An 18,886-nucleotide genomic window follows, 5' to 3' on the forward strand; every position below is an offset into this window, starting at 1 on the left:
GGGCTCCGCCCCGGACCCCGCGCCTCAAACGCCGGCGGGGCTGAAAGATTCAGCCCCGCCGGCGATTGAGGACACGACCGCTACGCGCGCAGCTCCGCCGCGACCAGCTCCGCGATCTGCACCGCGTTCAGCGCCGCGCCCTTGCGGAGGTTGTCGTTGGAGAGGAACAGCGCGAGGCCGTTCTCCACGGTCTCGTCGTTGCGGATGCGGCCCACGTACGAGGCGTCCTTGCCGGCCGCCTGCAGCGGGGTCGGGATCTCGGAGAGCTCGACGCCGGGGGCGTCCTTCAGCAGCTCGTACGCGCGCTCCACGCTGATCGGGCGCTCGAAGCGGGCGTTGACCTGCAGCGAGTGGCCGGAGAAGACCGGGACGCGCACACAGGTGCCGGAGACCTTGAGGTCGGGGATCTCCAGGATCTTGCGGGACTCGTTGCGGAGCTTCTGCTCCTCGTCGGTCTCGAAGGAGCCGTCGTCGACGAGGTTGCCCGCCAGCGGCAGGACGTTGAAGGCGATGGGGCGCTTGTAGACGCCGGGCTCGGGGAAGTCGACCGCGCCGCCGTCGAAGGTCAGCTGGTCGGCGGCCTCGGAGACCTGGCAGGCCTGCGCGTGCAGCTCGGCGACACCGGCCAGACCCGAGCCGGACACGGCCTGGTAGGTGGTGGCGACCATCGCGCTGAGACCGGCCTCCTCGTGCAGCGGGCGCAGCACCGGCATCGCTGCCATCGTCGTGCAGTTCGGGTTGGCGATGATGCCCTTGGGCCGGTTCTTGATCGCGTGCGCGTTGACCTCGGAGACGACCAGCGGCACCTCGGGGTCACGGCGCCAGGCCGAGGAGTTGTCGATCACCACGGCGCCCTGCGAGGCGACCTTCTCGGCGAGCGCCTTGGAGGTCGCGCCACCGGCCGAGAAGAGCACGATGTCCAGACCGGAGTAGTCGGCGGCGGTCGCGTCCTCGACGGTGATCTCCTGGCCCTCCCACTCGAGGGTGGATCCGGCCGACCGTGCGGAGGCGAACAGACGAAGCTCGTCGATCGGGAACTTTCGCTCGGCGAGGATCTTGCGCATGACTCCGCCGACCTGACCGGTGGCTCCGACGATTCCGACCCTCACGGTGACTCCTTCTGTCTGTGCGTACGACGCGGGCAGCCTGCCCATGATGCGTATGACCTGGGTCCTCTTGTCCAATCCATTGTCCGGGCTTCGGGACGTGTGAGACAGGACATGCCGACGGGGCGGGTGCTCCGAAGAGCGCCCGCCCCGCCGTCGTACGGCTCGCGCCGTCACATCACACCGTTACGGAGTGACCTTCTCGATCACCACGCTGCCGGCGCCCGCGGCCGTGCCGTGGGCGTTCAGCAACTGCACCTCGCCGAAGAACTGACGTCCCTCGGGAGCCGGGCCGCCCACCAGAACCTCGGCGCTGACCTGCGCCGACGCTCCATTGGCGAGCTTGACCGGCTTCGTCGAGTCGACCTTGACCGAGCCGAGCGAGGGCGAGAAGAACACATCGCGGTAGTTGTACTCGGTGGTCCCGGCCGGGACGGAGTAGCCGTCGACCACGATGGTGTAGGTGCCGGCGGCCGGCTTGAGCAGGCTCACCGCCTCCTCCGAGTCGCCGTCCGCCGACTGTCCGACCTGGACACCGTTCAGCAGGACGGTCAGGTCCAGGTCGGCGCCGGTGTCGGAGACCCCGCCGATGGCGACGTCGAGACGCTCGACGCCCTCACCGACGGTGACGGTCGACTCCTGCGACTCACCGTTCTTGATGGACGGACGGGCGACCTTGGCCGAGCCCAGCGAACCGCCCGCGAGCTTGCCGTCGATCGCGGCGAAGCCGTTGGTGACCTTCCACTCGACAGGGGCCGGCGTACCGACCTTCGCCTCGGGGAGCGTCTTGACGGCCGGGTCGAAGGACGCGCCCAGCAGGCTGACGTCCAGCTTGTACGGGTTGTCGAGCAGCGGAGACGTACGCCGCGACTCGACCTCGATCTCCCAGACGCCCGGGGTCGGCTCGGGGTACGAGCGCAAGTCCGGACGGCAGGTGTTCGCCGGATTGTTGTAATTGGGGTAGCAGAAGATCGTCGAGCTGTCCTCGACTCCCACGCCGTACGGGTGGATGCCGATGAATCGGGTCTGGCTCTTGGCGGCCAGACCGCCGAGCGCGACCTCGAGGTTCTTCGCGCCCTCGGGCACCGTGATGAAGTACGACTTGTGGCTGTTGCGCTGCACCGAACCGGACGCCGAGAAGGTGTACGCCGGCTTCGCGAGCTCCTTGGAGACGACCACGGTCGTCATGATCTGCTTGTCCACGCCCTCGGTGCGCGGGTCGTCCGCCTCCAGGATCGCGCTGTGCAGACCGGCCGCCTTGGGCCTGGCCTCGACCTTGACGGTGACCGGGGTGTTCAGCGGCAGCGTGACCGCGCCGCTGCCGGGCAGGTCGAAGGTGCCGTCGTTGTACTTCCAGTCCAGTTCGTGCCGCACGGGGCGGTCCGGTCCGGTCGTCCGCGTGATGACGACGTCGTAGGACTTCTTCTGGCCGGCCTTCAGACCGCCCTCGCGGTCGTAGAGACCGGTGCCGAAGCCGGGGGTCTTCAGCGCGAAGTCGATCGCGGTGTCGACCGGGGCCTTGACGCTGTACTCATGGGCGGTGGCGCCGTCCTCGATGGCGTCCCATGCGTCCACGATGTTGATCAGGCCGGAGCCCTGCTCATGCGCCTGCACACCGGGGATGCGGTGCGCGGTGCTGGTCAGCGCCGTGCGCAGCTTCGCCGGGGTCAGCTCGATGTGCCGCTGCTTGGCGGCCGAGAGCAGCAGTGCGCTCGCGCCCGCTGCCTGCGGCGAGGACATCGAAGTGCCCTGCAGCATGGAGTAGCCGGCCGGGAGCTGGTAGCCCGCCTCCGCGACCGGGCTGCCGGGCAGCCAGGTCTGGGTGGTGTTGATGGAGGCGCCGGGCGCGGTGATGATCGGCGCGAAGCCGCCGTCCTCGCGCGGGCCGCGGGAGGAGAAGGGGAGCATGGCGTACTTCTTGGTCACCGCGGAGCCGTAGTTGGCGGCCCAGGTCTCCTGGGAGATGGCGGCGCCGACCGAGATCACCTTGTCGGCGAGGCCGGGGTCGCCGATGGTGTTGGTGCCCGGACCCTCGTTGCCGGCCGAGATGACCAGCTGGACGCCGTAGGTGTCGATGAGGCGGGTGTAGAGCTCGGAGCGGGCGTTGTTGCCGTCGTTCAGCGCGGGCAGACCGCCGATGGACATGTTGATGATGTCCACGCCGCGGTTGATGACCAGGTCGGCCATGCCCTCGGTGAGCGCGATGTTGGTGCAGCCGCCGCTCCAGGTGCAGGCGCGCGAGGAGACCAGTTTGGCGCCGGGCGCCTCACCGTTCATCTTGCCGCCGAAGAGGCTGTTGGCGGCGGTGATGCCGGCGACGTGGGTGCCGTGTTCGCTCTCGATGACGCCGATGTTGACGTAGTCGGCCTTGGCGCCCGCGGCGTTGTAGACGACGTCCTTGCGGACCTCGATGACGAACGGGATCTGCTCGACGACGTCGGTCGCCGGGTTGTCCTTGCCGAAGTGGCCGATCTGGAAGCCGTTCTTGTACGGCTTCATCACGGTGTCGTTCGAGAAGTTCCCGTCATTGTCGAGGTCGACGGTGGCGGTGCGGGTGCCCGGGTCGTACAGCACGCCCCAGACGTCGGTCGTGTCGCCGTCCCGGTTGAGGTCACCGGCCATGTCGCCGCCCTTGGTGGCGGCCTCGGCGAAGAGGTTGAACTTGTACGCGCCCGCCGGGGCGGAGTACGTACGGCCGTTGACGGTGAACGTCGGCCCGCTGACGTCGAGCGACATCCGGCGCCAGGTCCCGTCGCCGTCCGCCACCGGGTCGGTCGCGGTGACCCAGTCGACGATCTTGCGCTCGCCGGTGGTGGTCTTCTGCAGCGCGGGGTGGCCGAGGTCGACACCGGAGTCCAGGATGCCGATCGTCACGCCGCGGCCGTCGGCCTTGGGGTGCTGCTTGACGAAGTCCACCGCGCCGGTCTCGAAGGACGGGTTGTACGGGTTCTTCGCCGGGGTGTTCTTTCCGGGCGCCGGGTACTTCGCGGCCTGCGTACCCGCGGTGCCCGCGGCCTTGGTGGTGTCTGCCGCCGGGGTCGGGTCGTCCAGCTTGACCTCGTGCTTGAGGTCGATGCCGTGGACGCTGGAGAGCTTGGCGGCCGCCTTCAGCGCGGCCTCCGCCTTGGCGGTGGGAAGGGTGGCCCGTACGTAACCGAGCTGGTCGAACGTCCTGCCCACGACGGCGCCCTGGACGGCGTCCAGCTGCCCGACGACCTGCTCGGTCGCGCCGGGTGCGGTGGCGACCATCACGGTGACGCTCTTCTCGCCCTTGGCCTCGGCCTGGGCGAGAAGTTCGGCGTCGGCCGAACCGAGCTTGTCGGAGGAGGACTTGGCCTTGACGCCGGAGGTGCCCGGATCGTCGGCGGGCGCGGCCGAGAAGGCAGGTGCGGCGCCGGCGGCGATCAGTGCGGTCACGAGCGACGCGGCGGCCGCTATACGGGCCGCGCGTCTGTGACCTGGTACGGAGCGCCCTGGAATGGAGCTCTGGGATTCGGGGGTCATCAGCATCCCTGTATGTGAAAGGTAGGGTCCGGAATTCGGTGCCGGATGACCGCTCAGCCTTTCGTAAGTGACAGGGGTTTGTGGAGGGTTGGCAGCGACGGGACTCGGTCATGGCGTAGATCCGCCACTGCGGCGGATACGCCATGCGGGACAATTGGGTGCTTCTCCGGCCGGACCCGCGATGGGGACCTGCGGGCGGGACCCGAGGCCAGGGCACTCGGCCGGGGCCTGCGGGCGGGACCCGAGGTCAGGGCACTCGGCCGGGACCTGCCGCCGGGACCTGCGGGCGGCGGCCTCAGTCCTCGTGGGTGCGGGCGTAGTGCCGCGACGCCTTCGCGCGGTTGCCGCACACCGCCATGGAGCACCAGCGGCGCGTGCCGTTCCGTGACGTGTCGAAGAAGTGCAGGATGCACGCCTCATGTGCGCAGCCGCGGATCCGGTCGGGCGCGGTGCGCAGCAGATCGAGATGGCCGCGGGCGGCGGTCCAGCCGGGACCCCAGGCCGGGTCCGCGAATTCCGCCTCCTCGCCGGGACCGTCCACGGTGAGTTTGGCGCGGATGCGCCCATGGCCGAGCACCTCGTCGACGCGGGTGGCGGCCTTCGGGTCGCCGGGGCTGTCGACGAGGGCGGCGAGCGCGTCGCGGGCGGTCACCGTCCGCTCCAGGGTGGCCGCGTCCGCGGTGAACCGTTCCGCGAGGCCGTTGGCCGTCAGCCAGATGCGCAGCCCGTCGACCCCGGTCAGCAGGTCCTGGCGTACGCCGTCCTGCATCCACCGGGTGTTGAGCAGGTCGAGGGAGACCGGCTCGCCGGTGAGCGGCCGCGGATCGGACATGGCGGGCATCCCTGGGCTCCTCCCGTAGCTAACCCCTCAAGGGTACGTGACCGGTTGACCCGCTCGATTCTAACCTCTAAAGTCGAATTAAGCGGTTAGCTCATATCGACTTCCGGAAGGTGTGCCATGACGGCGACCAGCGCTCTGCGTACCGGCCATATCGGCCTCAATGTCACCGATCTCGACCGTTCGCTCCCCTTCTACGGGGATGCCCTCGGCTTCGACGTACTCGGGCAGGGCAAGGACGAAGGCCGCCGCTTCGCCTTCCTCGGCCGCGACGGGCAGCTCGTTCTCACGCTCTGGCAGCAGGCGGACGGGGCGTACGCGCCCGCGCTCGCCGGGCTGCACCACCTCGCCTTCGAGGCCGAATCCATCGAGCAGGTCCGCGCGGCGGAGGCGCGGCTGAAGACGCTCGGCGTCGACTTCGCCCACGAGGGCGTGGTCGCCCACGGCGAGGGCGCGGCCTCCGGCGGGATCTTCTTCCACGACCCGGACGGCACCCGTCTCGAGATCTACGCCCCCTCGGGCGCCGAGGGCGCTCCCGTACCGACCGCGGCGGCGCCCACCTGCGGTTTCTTCTAAGGGAGTTGGCCACCGTGGACCCGTACCGGGAGCCGTACCATCATGGCTCGCTCGCCGTGCAGCGGCGCGTCGGCGTATCCGACCAGGCCGCGCACGTAGGCCGCTCCATCGGCGACGGCATCAAGCCGGTCGCCGCCGCCTTCCTGGGCCTCCAGCCCATGCTGGTGCTCGGCGCTGCGGACGCGGCGGGCCGGATGTGGGCCTCGCTGCTCACCGGCCCGCCCGGTTTCGTACGGGCCACGGGGGCGCACTCCATCTCGGTCGCCGGCAGCGTCCACCAGGGCGACCCGCTCGCCGGCGCCCTCGCCGCGGGCCCCCTGCCCGTCGGCACGATCGCACTCGACCCGCGCACCCGCCGCCGGATGCGGCTGGACGGTACGGCCCGCCCGTCGGCGCGCGGCCTTGCGATCGAGGCCGAGCGGGTCTTCGCCAACTGCCCGAAGTATCTGCAGAAGCGGGAGCTGTACGCAGTCGGCCCGGACGGCGGGGACCTGGTCGGCGACGTCCGGCGCGGCGGACACCTCACCTCTGACCAGGAGGAGTTCGTTCGCGCCGCCGACACCTTCTTCATCGCCACCGGAACGCCGGAAGGCGTCGACGCCAGCCATCGCGGTGGCAACCCCGGCTTTGTACAGGTCACCTCGCCCACGACGCTGAGCTGGCAGGACTATCCGGGCAATGCGATGTTCCTGACGCTGGGCAACCTCGAGAGGGAGCCCCGCGCCGGACTGCTCTTCCTCGACTGGAGCACCGGCACCACGCTCCAGCTCGCAGGCACCGCGCACACCGACTACTCCGACGCGGGCCGCACCACCCGGTTCACCGTCGAGCAGGTCGTCGAGACCGAGGCGGCCAGCCCGTTGCGCTGGTCCGCCCCCGAGTACTCGCCCGCCAACCCGCCCGTCTGACCCGCTCGTCCGAAACCCGTCCGTCTGCGACCCGCCCGTCCGAAACCTGCCCGTCCGAAGTCCGTCGGCGTCCGTACCTCTACCCTCACCGCATGAACAGGCAGTTGCGGAACAGGGAGTTGCGAGTTGCGGCCTACGCCGTGTGCGTACGGGAGGAACACATCCTGCTCGCCCGCTGGGTGGCCCGCGACGGCGTCAAGAAGTGGACGCTGCCCGGCGGCGGCATGGACCACGGGGAGGACCCGCTCGAGACGGTCGTACGCGAGGTCGAGGAGGAGACGGGGTACGCCTCCGAAATGACCGCGCTGCTCGGCATCGACACCATCCGCCGCCAGTACCCGCGCAAGCTCGGTGCGTTCGCCGACTTCCAGGGGCTGCGCATCGTCTACGAGGGCCGGATCGCCGGCGGGGAGCTGCGCCATGAGACGGACGGGTCGACGGACCTCGCCGCGTGGCATCCGCTGGACGCGGTGACAGGTCTGGAGCGGGTCGAACTTGTCGACATCGGTCTTGCGCTGTGGCGTTCGCGGCCCCCGGTGGGCCGGATCACCGGAAAAGGCTGATAGCCGCTCAACTCTTCCACCCCGGGCAACGCCGCACGCTCCGCCCGAGTCCCCTCAGCCGACCGCAGCCGTAAGGCGGTCGAGTGCAGTGGAAGAGCAGCGGAAGACAGGGGACTGGCATGTCATTGCGTACGGTACGTACGGTCCGGGCGGCGTTGACGGGAGCGGTGGCGGTGGCAGCCCTGGCCGCCGCCGCTCTGGTGAACCCCGCCGCCGCGGACACCGGGACGGGCGGGACGGGCGGGACCCACCGCAGTACCCAGCAGGCGATCGAGGCCGCCGTACGCGACGGAGTGCCCGGAGTCGTCGCCCAGGCGCGCGACCGCGACGGCACCTGGAGCGGCACGGCCGGCGTGGCGAACCTGCGGACCGGGCGCGAGCGCCTGCCGCAGGACCGCTTCCGCGTCGGGTCCATCACCAAGACCTTCGTCGCCACGGTCGTGCTCCAGCTGGAGGCCGAAGGCAGACTGAGCCTGGACGACACCGTGGAGCAGTGGCTCCCCGGTGTGGTGCGCGGCAACGGCCACGACGGGCGCAGGATCACTCTGAGACAACTTCTCAACCACACCAGCGGTATCTACAACTACACCGGCGACCCGGGCTTCCTGGAGAAGGTCTTCGGCGACGGCTTCTTCCAGCACCGCTACGACACATGGACGCCGCGGCAGCTGGTGGGGCTCGCGATGGGCCACCGACCCGAGTTCACCCCCGGCACGGCCTGGAAGTACTCCAACACCAACTTCATCCTCGCCGGAATGGTCGTCGAACGGGTGACGGGACGTCCGTACGGATCCGAGATCGAGCGCCGGATCCTGCGCCCGCTCCAGCTGCGCGCCACCTCCGTGCCCGGGACCGAGGCCCGGATGCCGCGCCCCAGCGGCCGGGCCTATTCGAAGCTGTCCGAGGACCCGAAGGCGAAGATCCATGACGTGACCGAACTGAACCCGTCGGCCGCCGGGTCGGCGGGCGAGATGGTGTCCGACTCCGCCGATCTGCAACGTTTCTACCGGGCGTTGCTGAAGGGCGAGTTGCTGCCGCAGCGGCAACTGCGGGAAATGACCACGACCGTCCCGACGGACCCGAAGGAGCCGTACAACCGCTACGGTCTCGGCCTGATGCGGCACACGACGAGCTGTGGCACCGAGGTCTGGGGCCACGGAGGCGGAATTCACGGTTCCGCGTCCGAGGCGCTCATCACCCGGGACGGGAGCCACTCGCTGGCGCTGAACTTCAACGGCGACTGGGCGGGGGACAGCGAGGCGGTCGTCGAGGCGGAGTTCTGCGGCTGACCGGGTTGGCGGCTCACCGCGGCAGCACGACCACATACGCGGCCGGGTCGCGGTCGGTCGCCGCCATCAGTGCCGTACGGACCACGGTCGCCTGCTGCTCCAGTGACTCCCGTAGCTTCTTCGGCGTGATGTGTACGACGGTGATGCCGAGCCGCTCCAGATGCTCGCGCTTGCGGGCGTACTCCGTCCACAGCGCGTCCTCGTCGTGGCGGGGCGCGCGGGTGTCCAGCTCGACGGCGACGGCCTGCTCGGGCCAGTAGGCGTCGATGCCGCCGAGATGGGGGCCGCCGGGGAGGCGCAGGTCGACGTTCCAGACGGGGTCGGGGAGTCCGCCGGTGCGCACCAGCTCGTACAGCCGGTCCTCGGCGAGCGCCCGCCCCTCGGCGAGCAGTGAGTCGACGGCGTCCACCACATGGGGCCGGTTCAGCAGCCGCGCGCGGTTCAACTCCTTGACGACCGCGGCGGGTTCGCAGTGCCCGCCGCGTACCGCCTCGGTGAGCAGCCGGCGTACGGCCTTGGCGTCGGGAAGCTCCGCGACGGCGTCGGCGAGGGCGCGCGGCACAGGTGCGACGGGCAGACCGGTGATCACTTCCGGTCGCGGCAGGGCGTGCGCCCGGACCAGCCGGGCGCATCCGGTCGACCGCAGCCGCCGGGTGCGGGGCACGAGGACGTCGATCCGCTCGAGCGAGAGCAGCGGCGGAGCGGCCGCGAATCCGCGCAGGGCGAGCGCGGCGAGCCCGGTGATCATGGCCTCGCCGTACCGGAGCGCGTCGTCGGCCTTGTCCGGCCCGGCCTGTGCGGGCAGGACCGGCCGCCCGGCGTACAGCAGTGCGCCGTGCAGCCGCTCCTCGCTGGTCGGCGGACCGGGGTGCAGGAGGTACACACCGGGCAGCAGCAGCTGCCAGGGCCCGCCGGGCCGGCACTGGGCGGTGGTCCGGGCGGCCGAGACGCCGTGGGCGCGCAGCTGCGCGACGGACAGCACGCGCCGCTGCACGTCGGCGAGGTGGCTCAGGGGGAGGGGGGAAAGCGGGGTGTTGTGTTTCATGTCCGGGAGACTCCCGCGCTGGGACGGCCGGCTAACCACTGTTACAAGCTCGTCGACAAACCCGGACAAGCCCGTCCTAAAGTACGGGAGTTCGACTGCCGAAAAGAGCCACTTCATACCGAGCACACGCCATCGCCCGCCTGCCCCGCACCCCGGGAAGCCGGGGAGGACCGCCCTGGGATGCCGGGGCATGCCGAGCCGGGCGGAACCGGCCGCCAGCCATGTGGCGGCGCGAAGCTGCCGCGTCCCGCCAGGGGACGTGGGGGGCCTCGTCCCTCACGTCCCACCCGGGGGGCCGGGGGCTTGCCCCCGGTTACGGGAAGGGGCGGGGTGGGGGAGAAGACCCCTCAGGCACCCGCCCCCGCGCCCCCGTCGCACGCCTGTCCCCGCAGCGCCCTCGCCAGGTCGTCCCGTGCCTCCAGCACCAGACGCCGCAGCGCCGGCGGCGCGCCCGCGTGGCCGTTCAGCCACGCGTCCGTCGCCTCCAGCGTCCCCTCGTCGTCCTGCAGGCCGGGGAACAGGCCCTTCACCACGTCCATGCCGATCTGGATGGACCGGTCCGCCCACACCCGCTCGATCGCCTCGAAGTACTTCGACGCGTACGGCGCCAGCAGCTCCCGCTGCCCGGCCTGCACAAATCCCGAAATCGTCGCCTCCACCAGCGCGTTGGAGAGCGTGTCCGACTCGACGACCTGCGCCCACGCCTGGTCCTTCACCGCCGCCGACGGCCGTGCCGCCAGGCACCGCATCTGGTGGCGCTTGCCCGAGGCCGTGTCGTCGCGGGCCAGCTCGTCCGCGATGACCGACTCGTCCGCCACCCCGTGCGAGGCCAGCGGCTCCAGGAACGCCCAGCGCAGCTCCTGGTCCACCTCCAGGCCGTCGATCTTCGCCGTACCTTCCAGCAGGCCCCGCAGCAGCTGCAGATCTGCCGCCGACGTCGCCGCCGTCGCGAAGAACCGCGCCCACGTCAGCTGGTGCTGGCTGCCCGGCTCGGCCAGCCGCAGCTCGCGCAGCGCGCCTTCCGCCAGCAGCCGCCCGCCCTGCTCGCGCCACTCGGGCGCCGCGTAGTGCTGGAGCGCCGAGCGCGCCCACGCGTGCAGCATCTGCAGCACACCGATGTCCGACTCGCGCCCCGCGAACCGCAGCACCAGATCGATGAAGTCCCGCGCCGGCATCAGCGCGTCCCGGGTCAGATTCCACAGCGCCGACCAGCACAGCGCCCGCGCCAGCGGGTCCGTGATGTCGCCCAGATGTGCCCGCAGCGTCGCCAGCGAGCCCTCGTCGAAGCGGATCTTGCAGTACGTCAGATCCTCGTCGTTGACCAGCACGAGGTCCGGCCGCTCCGCCCCGGTCAGCCCGTCCACGACGGTCCGCGGCCCGGCGACGTCCGCCTCGGCGCGCGCGTACCGCACCAGTTCCCCGCCCGACCGCCGGTACAGCCCCACCGCCACCCGGTGCGGCCGGAGCTCGGGATGCGACTCGGCCGCCTCCTGGACCACCGCGAGCTGCGTGATCCTGTCACCGGCGTCGTATGTGACCACCGGGGTGAGGGAGTTGACGCCGGCCGTCTGCAGCCAGGACTGCGACCACGCCACCATGTCCCGCCCGGACGTCTCCGCAAGCACCGACAGCAGGTCGCCGAGGCGCGTGTTCCCGTATTCGTGCCGCTTGAAGTAGCGCCTCGCGCCTTCCAGGAACGCCTCGCGCCCCACGTACGCGACCAGCTGCTTCAGCACGGACGCGCCCTTCGCGTACGTGATCCCGTCGAAGTTGAGCTTCGCGGCCTCCAGGTCATGGATGTCGGCCGTGATCGGATGTGTGGACGGCAGTTGATCGGCGCGGTACGCCCATGACTTGCGGTTGTTGGCGAAGGTCACCCAGCCGTTGCTGAACCGGGTCGCCTCCACCAGCGAGAACGAGCCCATGAAGTCCGCGAACGACTCCTTCAGCCACAGGTCGTCCCACCACTGCATGGTGACCAGATCGCCGAACCACATATGCGCCATCTCGTGCAGGATGACGTTGGCCCTGCGCTCGTACGACGCCTGTGTCACCTTCCCGCGGAAGACGAACTCCTCGCGGAAGGTGACACACCCGGGGTTCTCCATCGCGCCGATGTTGTACTCGGGCACGAACGCCTGGTCGTACTTCCCGAAGGGGTACGGGTAGTCGAAGTGGTCGTGGAAGAAGTCCAGGCCCTGCTTCGTCACCAGGAAGATGTCGTCCGCGTCGAAGTGCCTGGCGAGCCCCTTGCGGCACATCGCACCGAGCGGGATCTCCAGCGTCGTACCGTCGTCGAAGGTCCGGGTGTAGAGGTCGGTCTCGTAGTGGTACGGACCGGCGACGACCGCGGTGATGTATGTCGAGATCGGCTTGGTCTCGGCGAACCGCCACACCCCGTCCCCGTCGGGCGCGCCCGTGCCGTTGCTCCAGACCGTCCAGCCGTCGGGCGCGGTCACCTCCAGTCGGAACGGCGCCTTCAGGTCCGGCTGTTCGAATGTGGCGAAGACACGGCGCGCGTCGGCCGGCTCGTACTGGGTGTAGAGGTAGACCTCGCCGTCCTCCGGGTCGATGAAGCGGTGCAGCCCCTCGCCCGTACGGCTGTAGGCACACTGCGCGTCCACGACCAGCACGTTCTCCGCGGCGAGGCCGTCCAGCACGATCCGCGAGCCGTCGAAGACGGCGGCCGGGTCCAGCTTTTCGCCGTTCAGCGTCACGGCCGTCACGGCGGGCGCCAGCAGATCGGCGAAGGTCGAGGCGCCCGGCTGTGCACAACGGAAGCGGATCGTCGTCACCGAACGGAATGTGCGCGGCCCGGAGTCCTCCGCGGCCTCCCCGACCGCCGAACGCAGGTCGAGGGCGACCTCGTACCCGTCGACGGACAGCAGCTCGGCCCGCTGACGGGCCTCGTCGCGGGACAGATTCTCACCGGGCACGGGCACTCCTTCGTGTCTCGTTCGAACAGCACCGATCCTCCCATGTGCACCTGGCACGCGGTATCAGGGAATCCTCGGGTGAGCGGTGGTGTTGCCCGTTCGAGGCGCACGCGACGTGCTAACGAGGAGAGACATGTCCGAGAACGGCAAGCCCGGCAAGATCACGGCCGACTTCTGGTTCGACCCCCTGTGCCCCTGGGCCTGGATGACGTCCCGCTGGATGCTCGAGGTGGAGAAGGTCCGCGACGTCGAGGTCCGCTGGCATGTGATGAGCCTCGCCGTCCTGAATGAGCCCAAGCTCGACGAGCTCCCGGAGAAGTACCGCGAGGGCATGAAGCAGGCGTGGGGCCCGGTCCGCGTCGTCATCGCCGCGCAGCAGAAGTACGGCGACGAGGTCCTCGGCAAGCTCTACACCGCGCTCGGCACCCGCTTCCACAACCGCGGCGAGGGCGCCACCCGTGAGGCGATAGTGGCCTCGCTGGAGGAGGTCGGCCTGCCGGCGGAGCTGATCGAGTACGCCGACTCCGACGCGTACGACACCGAGTTGCGCGCCTCGCACAAGGAAGGCATCGACAAGGTGGGCCAGGAGGTCGGCACGCCGGTCATCGCGGTTCCCGGCAGCAACGGCGAGCAGATCGCCTTCTTCGGCCCGGTCGTCACTCCTGCCCCGAAGGGCGAGGAGGCGGCGAAGCTGTGGGACGGCACGCTGATGGTCGCGTCCATCCCGGGCTTCTACGAGATCAAGCGCACGCGTACGCAGGGCCCGATCTTCGACTGAATTCACTCGGGCAGGGGCAGCCGTACGGGGTCGGGAAAGGGACGTTTGTTCCCGCCGGTGCGGAGATTGCGGCAGGCCGGCTTGGTGCACAGCCAGAAGTCGCCGACGTACTTCCTGGCGGTGCGGTCCCTGGCCCACTTTTTCTCGGCGTCGTTCAACGGGCGGTGAGTCTCGTCGGACTTGCAGGTGTCGCACCACATGGTCCTCGGCATGGCGCTCCCTCGTCAGTCGGTGGCGGGGAGTTTAGACCGAGGCGAAGTGGGAGCGACAGCACAAAACCGGGCGGCCCCCGCGAGTCACATCCTCGCGGGGGCCGCCCCTTTTCATCCGCCTGCAGGTGAAGGTTGAGAAGACGATCACGAGCAGGACGACCATGTGCCGTTACGGCGACGGCGCTACGGCGGCGGTGCTACGGAGCGAGCAGGAGGTTGTTCGCGCGCTGCTTGGCGGACGTGTAACGCTTCGCCACGTCCTGCCAGTTGACGACCTTCCACATCGCCTCGATGAAGTCCACCTTCTGGTTCTTGTACTGAAGGTAGAAGGCGTGCTCCCAGGCGTCGAAGACCAGGATCGGGACCGAGCCCTGGCCGACATTGCCCTGGTGGTCGTAGATCTGCTCGACGATCAGACGGCCGCTGACCGGCTCGTATGCGAGGACGCCCCAGCCCGAGCCCTGCGTGGTCGCTGAGGCCTTGGTCAGCTGGGACTTGAAGCCGGCGAAGGAGCCGAACGACTCGGCGATCGCGTCGGCGAGCTCGCCGACGCCGTCCTTCTCCAGCGGCTCGCCGCCGCCGTCGCCGGTCATGTTGTGCCAGTAGATCGAGTGCAGGATGTGGCCGGAGAGATGGAACGCGAGGTTCTTCTCCAGGCCGTTGACCGAGCCCCAGGCTTCCTTCTCGCGCGCCTCCGCGAGCTGCTCGAGCGTGTCGTTGGCGCCCTTGACGTAGGCGGCGTGGTGCTTGTCGTGGTGGAGCTCGATGATCTCCGGGTTGATGACCGGTTCGAGCGCCGCGTAGTCATAAGGAAGTTCAGGAAGCGTGTACGTGGCCATGGCCGGTCCCTCCGGGTGCTTATTGCACATCTTATGCAGATGCACGCTAGCAGCAAGAAGGCTGGGGGGTGATCAGGCGGTGGTCCTAGGACTCCAGGTGGTCGTCAGGCTGTCGCCGATCCGCTCGCGCGCCTGGTTCGCGGGGAGGCGAAGGCGCGGCGAGCGGAGCGGGGAGGCGAGATTGTCATATGCCGCGCGGCGTGGATAGAGGGCGCGCGACGTCGAAAAGCACGGGCGATGCTTCCCGGACACGGAGGACCCCCGGGCCGTGGCGGCCCGGGGGTCGAATGCGCTGCGCCGTATCGCCGGCCCGGCGGAAACTCAAGCCAGTCCGGCAATCTGAGCCCGTCCGGCCATTGAGGACGAACCGGCCACCGGACGGCCCCGGTCATCCCTCACGCGTCGCTCGGCTCCGCCCCGCTCGGCTCCGCGTCCACCGGCTCGACTCCGCCACGCGCCGCCCGCGCCTGACGCACATAGCCCACGGACGCAAGCGCCAGCGTCAGCCCACCCGTGTAGTACAGCTGCGCACGCGTGTCCGCCTCGCGCGCCATCAGGACGAAGATCGTCGCCATGCCCGCCAGCGCGACCCAGGTCAGCGTCGGGTACAGCCACATCCTCACCACCAGCTTCTCCGGCGCCTCGCGCTCGATCCGGCGACGGAGCAGGAGTTGGGAGACGGCGATGAAGATCCACACGACCAGGATGATCGCGCCGATCATGTTGAGCAGCCACATGAAGACATCGTCGGGCCGCCAGTAGCTGAGCAGCACACACGCGAAACCGACGACGGAGGAGACCAGTACGGCAGTGCGCGGCACACCGCCGAAGACCTTGCCGAGCACCTTCGGGCCCTGGCCGCGGGCCACCAGCGAGCAGGCCATGCGGGAGGCGCCGTAGACGTTGGCGTTCATCGCGGAGAGCAGCGCGACCAGCACGACCACGTTCATGATCTGGCCGGCACCAGGGATGCCCAGGTGGTCGAGGGTCGCGACGTACGGGCCCTTCTCGACGACCTTCGGGTCGCCCCACGGGACCAGTGTGACGATGACGGCCATCGAGCCGATGTAGAAGATCGCGATGCGCCACATCGCCGTACGCACGGCTTTGGCGACGCCCTGGACCGGGTGCTCGGACTCGGCCGCGGCGATCGTGACCGTCTCCAGGCCGCCGTACGCGAAGACCGAGGCGAGCAGACCCACGACGAGGCCTTCGGAGCCGTTCGGCATGAAGCCGCCGTCGCCCGTGAGGTTGGCGGTGCCGGGCGCGTCGGTGCCCGGCAGGATGCCGAGGATCGCCAGCACGCCGATGCCGAGGAAGAGCGCGATCGCGCCGACCTTGAGCGCCGCGAACCAGAACTCGAACTCGCCGAAGTTCTTCACCGCCGCCAGGTTCGTACCGCAGAACACCAGCATGAAGAGGGCGACCCAGGCCCATTCCGGTGTGCCCGGCAGCCAGCCGGTCATGATCTTCGCGGCGCCGATGCCCTCGAGGCCGACGGCCACACAGAGCAGGAACCAGAACGCCCAGCCCGCGGTGAAGCCCGCCCAGGGGCCGATCGCCCGCTCGGCGTGCACCGAGAAGGAGCCGGAGGCCGGGTTCGCCGCCGACATCTCGCCGAGCATGCGCATCACGAGCATGACGAGCAGGCCGGAGATCGCATAGGCGATGACGATGGACGGGCCGGCCGCGGCGATGCCGGCGCCGGAGCCGACGAAGAGTCCGGCGCCGATCACACCGCCAAGGGCGATCATCGACAGATGGCGTTGCTTGAGTCCGTGCGAGAGCGAAGCGTCGGCCTGCTGGTCGACGGGCGCAGGCGCGGAGGTCCGAGACATGGGCGTGCCCTGTTCAGTCGCTGAGACGGGGGAGCGGACCAGTCTGGGCATGAGACCCGCTTACGAGGAACGTATGTCCGCTATACGGGCACGATGCTCACACAAGGTGAACACTTGCGCACGTCGTCACAGCGTCGCAGACGTCGCGCACGTGTCGCACGCGTCCCTCGCGTCCCGCCGCGACCAGGAGCGGTGCGGCAGCCGGGTTGGCGGGACTCCACAGTCTCTCCGGAGTCCGTCCCTCCGCGCAAAACGGGCCCACTCCGCTCCGACCTCAGTGACGAGCATCACGCCAACTCGCGCATGACCGGCGGCTTTTGTTTGATCCCCACCAAAGTGCTCCGTCGGCCTTTGTCGGCGGCTGATGGTGATCGAGCGATCACCGCGAGATAGCGTCGCCGTGTCCTTACCTGCCCTCACCTCCGCGGAGTCCCGATGAGTACTGCTTCCGTCACCTCCCGTCCCGGAGCGGTCCTCGCCGACCTGCTGCCTGCCTCCCGTACCCGGGACATCGCGCTCGTCGTCGGCGGTGCGGCACTCACCGGCATAGCGGCCCAGCTCACCGTCCCGGTCCCGGGCTCGCCGGTCCCGGTCTCCGGCCAGACCTTCGCCGCGCTCCTCGTCGGCACCGCGCTCGGCGCCCGCCGCGGCTTCCTCTCTCTCGCGCTCTACGCGGTGGTCGGCATGGCGGGCATGCCGTGGTTCGCGGAGGGCGATTCCGGCTATGCGATGCCGTCCTTCGGCTACATCCTCGGCATGCTGCTCGCCGCCACGGTCGTCGGCGCCCTCGCGCGCCGCGGCGCCGACCGCTCCGTGCTGCGCACCGCCGGCGCGATGGTGGCCGGCTCCGTGATCATCTACGCGGTCGGCGTCCCGTACCTGGCCCTGGCCACCGGGATGACGATGGGTCAGGCAGTGTCCGCGGGCCTGGTGCCGTTCCTCATCGGCGACGCTCTGAAGGCCGCCCTGGCGATGGGCGCGCTGCCCACCGCCTGGAAGCTCATCGGCCGCCGGGGCTGATGTTGTAGTTCTGCCGGAAGAGGTTCGCCGGGTCGTACTGCGACTTGACCCCGGTGAGCCTCTCCAGCCGTTCGGCGTCGTACAGCCCCTGCGTACGGTCGCCGCCGCCGAAGGCGAAGTTGAGCGAGCGGCCCACGGTCAGCGGCTCCAGCACCCCGAACACCCGCCCGTGCAGGGCGCGGACCGCGCCCAGGTCCGGACCGTCCAGCGGGTTCAGCACCCGCACCAGATGGCGCGCGTCGCGGAACGGCACCGCGTTCGGAGTCTTCGGCTCCCGCTCCAGCGCCCCGCCCAGATGGTTGATCTGCACCACGGACATCACCGGCGCATCGGGCCCGGTCAGCGCCAGCACCTCCCGCGCCGACACCGCGTCCAGATCGCGCAGCATCGCACTGTCCCCGTAGTAGGCGTGCGGGAAGTCCGGATCGCTGTGGATGGTGTGGCTCTCGGTGTACGGCATCTCCCGCAGCGAGTCCTTCAGCGCGGGCCCGATCGCCCGCAGCGGTGCCACCAGCCGCTCACCTTCCGCCGCGTCCCCGGTGTACGCCACCCGGATCGAGGCGGTGTAGCGGCCCCGCATCGGCTCCGGCACCATCGGCGCGTCCGGGAACCGGACCACGCCCATCGACGAGGTCACCGTCTCCGGCAGATCGGCCGTCCACTCCAGAAAGACGCGCACCGCCCGGTCGACCAGGTCCGCGTCGAAGAGGAGCGACCCGCCGTACACCCTGGCCACCGGGACCAGGTCGATCTCGAGCGCCGTCACCACGCCGAAGTTGTGCCCGCCGCCCAGCAGCGCCCAGAACAGCTCCGGCTCGCTGTCCGGCGTGACATGGCGCAGCTCGGCGTCCGCGGTGACCACGTCCAGCGAGCGCACATGGTCGGCGGCCCAGCCGAACTCCCGTGCCAGGATGCCGAGTCCGCCGCCGAGCGTGTACGAGACCGCGCCCACGCTCGGCGCCGAGCCGTTCAGCGGAGCCAGACCGTGCTCGGCCGCGGCCGCGACGACCTGGCCCCAGCGCACCCCGGCCGCAACGCGTACCGTGCGCGCCGCGGCGTCGACGCGTACGCCGTCCATCCGGCGCGTACTGATCAGGACCCCGCCGTCGGCGGCTCCCGGCAGACCGTGGCCGGTGGCCTGCACGCCGACCGGCAGCCCGTGCCCGGCCGCGTACGCCACTGCCGAGCGCACCTCCTCGGCGTCGGCCGCACCGACGATCAGCGCCGGCCGCCGGCTGAACCCCGTCTGGAATCCGGCCAGCTCGTCCTCGTAGCCGGCGTCACCAGGGCGGAAGGTGGTCTCGGCGGTGGGAAGCATGAAGAGGGCTCTCCGTTCGTTCCTCGGCGGCTTTCACGGAGAGCGTGTCTCAATAACCTGACATCCGCCGTCAGGTTTGGGTCAGGATCCGGGACGACACGATAGTGGTATCTATG

15 protein-coding genes are annotated in these 18,886 nt (G+C 70.0%); 6 read left to right on the forward strand and 9 right to left on the reverse strand.

The genetic code is table 11. From position 1 onward, the window contains the following. Positions 1–80: 80 nt before the first annotated feature. The 3 genes from ACFWDI_RS30135 to ACFWDI_RS30145 all read right to left on the reverse strand — a co-directional run bounded on the left by ACFWDI_RS30135 (position 81) and on the right by ACFWDI_RS30145 (position 5,451). On the reverse strand, positions 81–1,109 hold the full coding sequence (locus ACFWDI_RS30135) for an aspartate-semialdehyde dehydrogenase (RefSeq protein ID WP_385308783.1): 1,029 nt from the start codon (positions 1,107–1,109) through the stop codon (positions 81–83). A 183-nt stretch (positions 1,110–1,292) separates the two neighbouring features. Next, positions 1,293–4,616, reverse strand: coding sequence for a S8 family serine peptidase (locus ACFWDI_RS30140; protein WP_385308785.1), 3,324 nt, complete (start codon positions 4,614–4,616; stop codon positions 1,293–1,295). A 289-nt stretch (positions 4,617–4,905) separates the two neighbouring features. Continuing rightward, positions 4,906–5,451 (reverse strand): CGNR zinc finger domain-containing protein, encoded by a 546-nt coding sequence (locus ACFWDI_RS30145; RefSeq protein WP_385308787.1) that lies wholly within the window; start codon positions 5,449–5,451, stop codon positions 4,906–4,908. A 117-nt stretch (positions 5,452–5,568) separates the two neighbouring features. On the opposite strand from ACFWDI_RS30145, the gene ACFWDI_RS30150 reads away from it, so the two are divergent. The 4 genes from ACFWDI_RS30150 to ACFWDI_RS30165 all read left to right on the forward strand — a co-directional run bounded on the left by ACFWDI_RS30150 (position 5,569) and on the right by ACFWDI_RS30165 (position 8,784). Beyond that, positions 5,569–6,024, forward strand: coding sequence for a VOC family protein (locus ACFWDI_RS30150; protein WP_385308789.1), 456 nt, complete (start codon positions 5,569–5,571; stop codon positions 6,022–6,024). 14 nt (positions 6,025–6,038) lie between these two features. After that, the gene (locus ACFWDI_RS30155; protein ID WP_385308791.1) at positions 6,039–6,932 is read left to right on the forward strand and encodes a pyridoxamine 5'-phosphate oxidase family protein; all 894 of its coding nucleotides are present in this window, start codon (positions 6,039–6,041) and stop codon (positions 6,930–6,932) included. A 92-nt stretch (positions 6,933–7,024) separates the two neighbouring features. After that, the gene (locus ACFWDI_RS30160) at positions 7,025–7,495 is read left to right on the forward strand and encodes an NUDIX hydrolase (protein ID WP_385308792.1); all 471 of its coding nucleotides are present in this window, start codon (positions 7,025–7,027) and stop codon (positions 7,493–7,495) included. 119 nt (positions 7,496–7,614) lie between these two features. Continuing rightward, complete coding sequence (locus ACFWDI_RS30165; protein WP_385308794.1) at positions 7,615–8,784, forward strand: serine hydrolase domain-containing protein; 1,170 nt, start codon at positions 7,615–7,617, stop codon at positions 8,782–8,784. Between the two features lie 13 nt (positions 8,785–8,797). On the opposite strand, the gene ACFWDI_RS30170 is transcribed toward ACFWDI_RS30165, so the two are convergent. Both ACFWDI_RS30170 and pepN read right to left on the reverse strand, forming a co-directional pair. Beyond that, entirely contained in the window at positions 8,798–9,829 is a 1,032-nt protein-coding gene (locus ACFWDI_RS30170; protein ID WP_385308796.1) for a hypothetical protein, read from the reverse strand. A 347-nt stretch (positions 9,830–10,176) separates the two neighbouring features. After that, on the reverse strand, positions 10,177–12,765 hold the full coding sequence (gene pepN / locus ACFWDI_RS30175) for an aminopeptidase N (RefSeq protein WP_385308798.1): 2,589 nt from the start codon (positions 12,763–12,765) through the stop codon (positions 10,177–10,179). Positions 12,766–12,898: 133 nt separating this feature from the next. Between pepN and ACFWDI_RS30180 the strand changes: the two genes are divergently transcribed. Beyond that, positions 12,899–13,543 (forward strand): DsbA family protein, encoded by a 645-nt coding sequence (locus tag ACFWDI_RS30180; RefSeq protein WP_327323628.1) that lies wholly within the window; start codon positions 12,899–12,901, stop codon positions 13,541–13,543. A gap of 2 nt (positions 13,544–13,545) precedes the next feature. Here ACFWDI_RS30180 and ACFWDI_RS30185 read toward each other — a convergent pair whose 3' ends face one another. The 3 genes from ACFWDI_RS30185 to ACFWDI_RS30195 form a co-directional block, all read right to left on the reverse strand. Continuing rightward, positions 13,546–13,755: a hypothetical protein gene (locus ACFWDI_RS30185; RefSeq protein ID WP_327323627.1), complete on the reverse strand. Its 210-nt coding sequence runs from the start codon at positions 13,753–13,755 to the stop codon at positions 13,546–13,548. Positions 13,756–13,952: 197 nt separating this feature from the next. Beyond that, on the reverse strand, positions 13,953–14,594 hold the full coding sequence (locus ACFWDI_RS30190; protein ID WP_385308801.1) for a superoxide dismutase: 642 nt from the start codon (positions 14,592–14,594) through the stop codon (positions 13,953–13,955). A 395-nt stretch (positions 14,595–14,989) separates the two neighbouring features. Continuing rightward, complete coding sequence (locus ACFWDI_RS30195) at positions 14,990–16,432, reverse strand: amino acid permease (protein WP_385308802.1); 1,443 nt, start codon at positions 16,430–16,432, stop codon at positions 14,990–14,992. Positions 16,433–16,867: 435 nt separating this feature from the next. On the opposite strand from ACFWDI_RS30195, the gene ACFWDI_RS30200 reads away from it, so the two are divergent. Continuing rightward, complete coding sequence (locus ACFWDI_RS30200) at positions 16,868–17,452, forward strand: biotin transporter BioY (RefSeq protein ID WP_362681107.1); 585 nt, start codon at positions 16,868–16,870, stop codon at positions 17,450–17,452. On the opposite strand, the gene ACFWDI_RS30205 is transcribed toward ACFWDI_RS30200, so the two are convergent. Next, entirely contained in the window at positions 17,433–18,770 is a 1,338-nt protein-coding gene (locus tag ACFWDI_RS30205) for an FAD-binding oxidoreductase (RefSeq protein ID WP_385308804.1), read from the reverse strand. The two genes, ACFWDI_RS30200 and ACFWDI_RS30205, sit on opposite strands and share 20 nt — an antisense overlap. Positions 18,771–18,886: the final 116 nt, after the last annotated feature.

The sequence above is a fragment of the Streptomyces sp. NPDC060064 genome (assembly GCF_042736455.1).
Classification (GTDB): domain Bacteria; phylum Actinomycetota; class Actinomycetes; order Streptomycetales; family Streptomycetaceae; genus Streptomyces.